The following is a 5294-nucleotide window of genomic DNA, read 5'->3' on the forward strand; positions in this document are numbered from 1 at the left end:
CAGGATTGATATAGAAGTAGTAATAATTTTTATATTGCGGGTAAGATGTACCTGCTTTTGTTCAGTGCCTTTATTTTTGTTAAGCATTGAAAGTCATTCAGCNTACGGGAAAGGACGATGAATAAGTCATCTAGCGTTAGCTTTATCGGAGATCGCAATAGTCGACCTTCCAGGCTCGATAACGCAAGATCAGCTGAAGCTCTCAAAATTTGCAATATTGTTGTAAGAGACATGCATGCCCTTCTGCAAGGCATGTTTGACGGCATAGATGACTCTTTTTTCGAGCTTGCTAACAATGCTAGAAACAACAATGAACAAAACCGCTTCTTTGAAGCAATGCGCGATATTCGCATTAAGCGCAAGAATATTGAGAATGACTTTAAGTCCAGTATCGAAGCGCAGTTTTCCCTTGAGCAAGTTCTTACTCCCTCTTCGAAACTAAACGCACCAGTCGAACCGAAAGGTTTTGAAAGTCTAAGCCTAGTTCAGAATGACGACCTCGAAGAGGAAGTCGCGATATCATCTATGGCGACTAAAGCCCAGGCAAATTTTCAAGGCCCTTTACTTCAGTTTCATACTCGAATTTGCAACCTATACGGCTGCGAGAACAATGAAGATGCAAACCTTCCTCTAGGCTTAAAAGACGTAATAGAAAGCTTTACAAGCGCCTGTGAAGTGCTTGAAATAGAGTTAAAAGAGCGGTTAATTGTTTTTAAGCAATTTGATCGATATGTTCTATCAAACCTTGGTCCTGTGCTAGACGAAGCCAACAAAACATTAATACGCCTTGGCATTATGCCATCGCTAAAAGCACCTCGCACCAAGCAAGGTAGCAAGACTGCCTCTTCGCCACATGATAAATCAACGCATGCTTCCGAAGACACGACTGCCAAGCAGCAAAACACTACAAATGTACTACCTCAGCTGCAAAACTTACTAGCAAATATTCGTAATAATCTAGGCCCCCAAGCGCTCAGTGCTGATTACAATCCTGGCCTGCCCACTCAATATGTGAGCACTCAAGACTTAATATCGCTACTCTCTGCCATCCAGGATATAGCGCCATCAACTAACAATAGCGCTGACCCTAAGGTTATTAATATTCATCAGCAGCTAAAAGCCCAACTAAGCCAAGGCAGCGATCAGCCAACAACCCAACCAAAATTTAAGCAAATAGATGAAGACTTGATCAACCTTGTCTCAATGCTATTTGAATTTATTCTAGAGGATTATAATCTGGCTGCGCCGATACAAGTCCTCATTAGCCGCTTACAAATACCCATACTCAAAGTAGTCATTAAAGACAATAGTTTCTTCAGCTCTAGCAAACACCCTGCCCGCAAGCTCCTCAACTCGCTAGCTAAAGCAGGTATAGGCTGGAACGAAACACAAAACAAAGGCGATGCGCATTACCAGGCAATTTTTGATACAGTTCAGAACATTCTTGATAACTTTACCGGCGATATCCAGCTTTTTGAAAAGCTATATGAAGAATTTAGTGCTTTTGTTAAAAAAGAAGAAAAGAAATCTAAGATTGTCGAGCAAAGAACAAAGGAATCTGAAATTGGCCAAATTAAGTCTCGCCAAGCTCAAAAATGTGTCGAAGATAAGCTAGATTCATTGCTAGATAGCTCTCAAATTTCTATTCCTGACTTAGTCCTTGAAACAATTCGCGGTGGCTGGAGTCGCGTTATGTTTCTAGCATACCTGAAAGACGAAGAAGAGCATCAGTGGGAACACAGCTGTAAAACAGCCGAGAACCTAATCTGGTGTTTGCAGCCGTTTGAAAAACCTAAAGATCGCCAGTACTGGATCGCCATTGCCCCTAAAGTATTAAAAGAGCTTAAGTCAGGTCTTGAAGAAGTTTCCTATAATACAGCCGATCTTGACCAGGCACTTGTCGAGATTCGCTCAACACTCACAAACACATTTAAGCAAAACTCATTTAACTTGAGTCATAATATTGTTCCTCCTGTAAATGAGGAGAACGAGCCAAAGGCTGAAACTGCAATTGAGCGCCAACAAGCATCGATAGACTCCAGTTTAAATAAATATATTGAGCAAATTGAGCAAATTGAAGTTGGCACTTGGTTTGAGTTTACAAACAACGATAGCAAACAGCGATGCAAGCTGTCAGCGGTCATCAATGATGCAGATAGCTATATTTTCGTCAATCGCATGGGGCTAAAGTCTTGTGAAAAAACCAAAACCGACCTGGCGAATGATCTAAAAAGGAAGCACACAATTGTTCTAGAGCAAGGACTGCTAATTGATAGAGCCATGAACGCACTAACCAGTAGCCTAAGCCAGAAAGCAAGTACACTCTAATTTGTGAATACCGAGAGCAACCAAAGTCTTCGGCTCAGCTTAGCGGCTTTCGCTGCCATTTTGATTCACACAATCTTGGCCCTATTGATCTACTGGCTCGACATATCATTCCTTGAAACCAAGGAAAAGACTATCCCCTTCAAGCTAGTATCTGCAGACAGAAGCTCGCAATTTTCAAGCCCATCACTTAGCGCCGAAGAAAACTCACGCGCAGCACAAGAATATTTAGCGACACTTAACCAATCGCAATTTAAAAGCGACACCCAAACTAAACGTGACTCCTCATCAAAAGGCAGCCTAAGTCCTAATCAAAATGCCGTGAAGAAGCTGTCGGACAAACACACTCGGCTAGACAGCCCTGCTTTTCGTGGATCTAATCCAAGCACGGCAATTCACGGATTACAAAATATTTTCAGCCGCGATAAGCAAAGCCTTAAACCCAGCCAGACAAAACAAGTCTCGAGCAAGGAACTTGAGCAACTCAGCGACTACGAGATTTTACTTTTGAGCGCACTCAGGAAGGACTCTCTATACGACCCTTTTCATGCGGTAATGAACACTCACAAACGTAAAGAAGTTGCCTATACAATAACGCTTCGCTTATTCCCCAATGGAGCAATAAAAAACGCTTTGATAAAAGAGCCTAGTGGAATTATGAAAATAGATGAATTAGCGTTACAAGCGGCTTATAGAGCGAGCCCTTTCCCAACGCCACCTCATGAAGATATTCAAAAAGGGTACAAATATGACATTCCTTTCATCATCTACCAAAACAAAAACATCAGTAAATAACTAGAACACAAAAAAAGAAGAAGAGAGCCGACCTTGAGACGAGATTAAAGTCGGCTAAAGTACAACTTATTCAGCGGAAGCAGCAGCGCTTACCATCTTTTTCAGCTCACCAGACTCGTACAGTTCGGTGACAATATCACAACCGCCTACAAGTTCACCTTTTATGTATAGCTGCGGGAATGTCGGCCAACTTGAGTAAACCTTAAGGTTCTCTCTCAACTCAGGGTGTTCTAAAATATTAATATAAGCAAATCGCTCCTCACAAGCCATCAGCGCCTGTGATGTTTTGGCAGAAAAGCCGCATTGTGGTTGCTGAGGCGAGCCTTTCATGTATAGCAGAATATCATTGCTTTCAAGTTGCTCTTTAATCGTATCCATTATTGACATCGGTATTTACCTGTAGAGTTAAATCTTTCGCCACCTAGTTTACTATCTTTTGATAAGACCAACCATATTAGTCAGGTATTTTTTCAGAGTTTCTCCCCCCAGGCTCCGCCACCAGGTGTGTTGATCGTTAAAACATCACCCGCCCCTACCTTAAACTCTGCCTTACCATCCAGCACCCTAGCATTAAGTACATTTTTACCTGGGCACCCTTCAGCACCACCTTCGAGTCCCCACGGAGCTTTCGAGCGACGCTCAGTTAACAAAGTGACCTGAGCCGCCTGCTTAAACAGGTAAGAGCGGATGACGCCATCTCCACCTGAATGCTCCCCTATGCCACCAGAGCCCGCCCTAATACCGTATTGCATAACCTGCATCGGATAATGAAGCTCCAGGCTCTCTATGGGCGTGTTAAGCGTATTCGTCATATGACACTGGCGCGCAGTAATACCTTCAAATAACTCACCTGCCCCTGCTCCACCAGCGATTGTCTCGTAATAGTTCCATGGCGTCGGAGCTGTCCCTCCCATCGCAACATTATTCATCGTTCCCTGTGAGGCGGCAGGCACTTTAAGTCCTATTTGATGCAATGCTCCAAGCACAACATCTACAACACGCATACTTGTTTCAACATTCCCTGCTGAAACGGCAGCTCCAGGTAGAGCATTTAGTAGCGAGCCACTGGGCGCAGAGATATTAATCAGTTTGAACACCCCATCACAATGAGGTACATACGCTGGCATTAGTGCTGCAAACACATAGTACACAGACGCAGCACATACACTAAGAGGGCAATTTAGATTCCCCTTAACCTGTGCTGATGTTCCGGTAAAATCCAGCGTAATTCCCTCACTATCGATAGACACTTCAACTTTAATTAGAATATTTTCAGTACCTACCCCGTCGCCATCAAGGTAATCTGAAAAACTAGCCCTCCCTTTCGGCAAACGCTCTAGGTAATTCGCTGCAAGCGTTTTACCATAGTCATTCAATTGCTCAATGCCTTGAACAAAACTCTGACGTGTCATCCGCGACTCAATAAACCACTGTTCCAGGCGCTCCAGACCTACAACGTTCGCACTGAGCTGTGCAATAAAATCTCCTGGCAAATCGTCGGCATTAGTGTTCTTTTCTATGCTTGATAATAATTCGAGACAAACCTTATTCAGTTTTCCTTGAGAATATAGTTTTTGGGGAGAAATAATTACGCCTTCATCTTCCAAGCTTGTTGAAAGCGGCATTGAGCCAGGAGAATCACAACCGATATTGGCATGATGCGCACGATTCGCAACAAAGCCACTTAGCTCTTCACCAACAAAGAATGGTGCAATCAATGTTACATCAGGAAGATGAGTCCCACCCTTAAAAGGATCATTTAAAACCAGAACATCGCCTTGCTTCCAATCAAACTCAGAAACTATTCGGGTCATTGCATAAGCCATGCTACCGAGATGAACAGGAATATGCGCAGCTTGGGCCACGATTTTTCCATCACAATCAAAAAAAGCGCAGGAATAGTCAAGACGGTCTTTTATATTTGGAGAAAAAGCACTTCTTTGCAAAACCAGGCCCATTTCTTCACATATCGACTTTATTTGACCCGAAAACACCGCTAATTCAACCGCATTAAGCACAATAAAAACTCTCAATTCGTCACAAGATTTGAATATGGTAACCAGAATACATCAACTACATTTTCCAAGGATCAAGTATCACCAGATACATCTTGATCGCAGGCTAAAAATTGAAGCCCAAAAACAATTGATTACCATGAAAGATCAAGCTAACAT

The 5294-nt window shown here is 42.8% G+C and carries 4 protein-coding genes; 2 read left to right on the forward strand and 2 right to left on the reverse strand.

All coding sequences use genetic code 11. The features are described from left to right. The first annotated feature begins 117 nt into the window (after positions 1-117). Entirely contained in the window at positions 118-2328 is a 2211-nt protein-coding gene (locus A3763_RS14050) for a DUF1631 domain-containing protein (RefSeq protein WP_068634192.1), read from the forward strand. Positions 2329-2331: 3 nt separating this feature from the next. Continuing rightward, positions 2332-3120 (forward strand): energy transducer TonB, encoded by a 789-nt coding sequence (locus A3763_RS14055; protein ID WP_068760158.1) that lies wholly within the window; start codon positions 2332-2334, stop codon positions 3118-3120. A 66-nt stretch (positions 3121-3186) separates the two neighbouring features. Here A3763_RS14055 and grxD read toward each other — a convergent pair whose 3' ends face one another. Beyond that, positions 3187-3507, reverse strand: coding sequence for a Grx4 family monothiol glutaredoxin (gene grxD, locus A3763_RS14060; protein ID WP_068513273.1), 321 nt, complete (start codon positions 3505-3507; stop codon positions 3187-3189). An 83-nt stretch (positions 3508-3590) separates the two neighbouring features. Next, positions 3591-5138: a hydantoinase B/oxoprolinase family protein gene (locus tag A3763_RS14065; RefSeq protein WP_068513276.1), complete on the reverse strand. Its 1548-nt coding sequence runs from the start codon at positions 5136-5138 to the stop codon at positions 3591-3593. Positions 5139-5294: the final 156 nt, after the last annotated feature.

The sequence above is a fragment of the Oleiphilus sp. HI0128 genome, assembly GCF_001635365.1.

Excerpts from the sequence above, each read along its gene's own strand:
- A3763_RS14050 (WP_068634192.1), top strand. The coding sequence starts at position 118 with ATGAATAAGTCATCTAGCGTTAGCTTTATCGGAGATCGCAATAGTCGA.
- grxD (WP_068513273.1), bottom strand. The coding sequence starts at position 3,507 with ATGTCAATAATGGATACGATTAAAGAGCAACTTGAAAGCAATGATATT.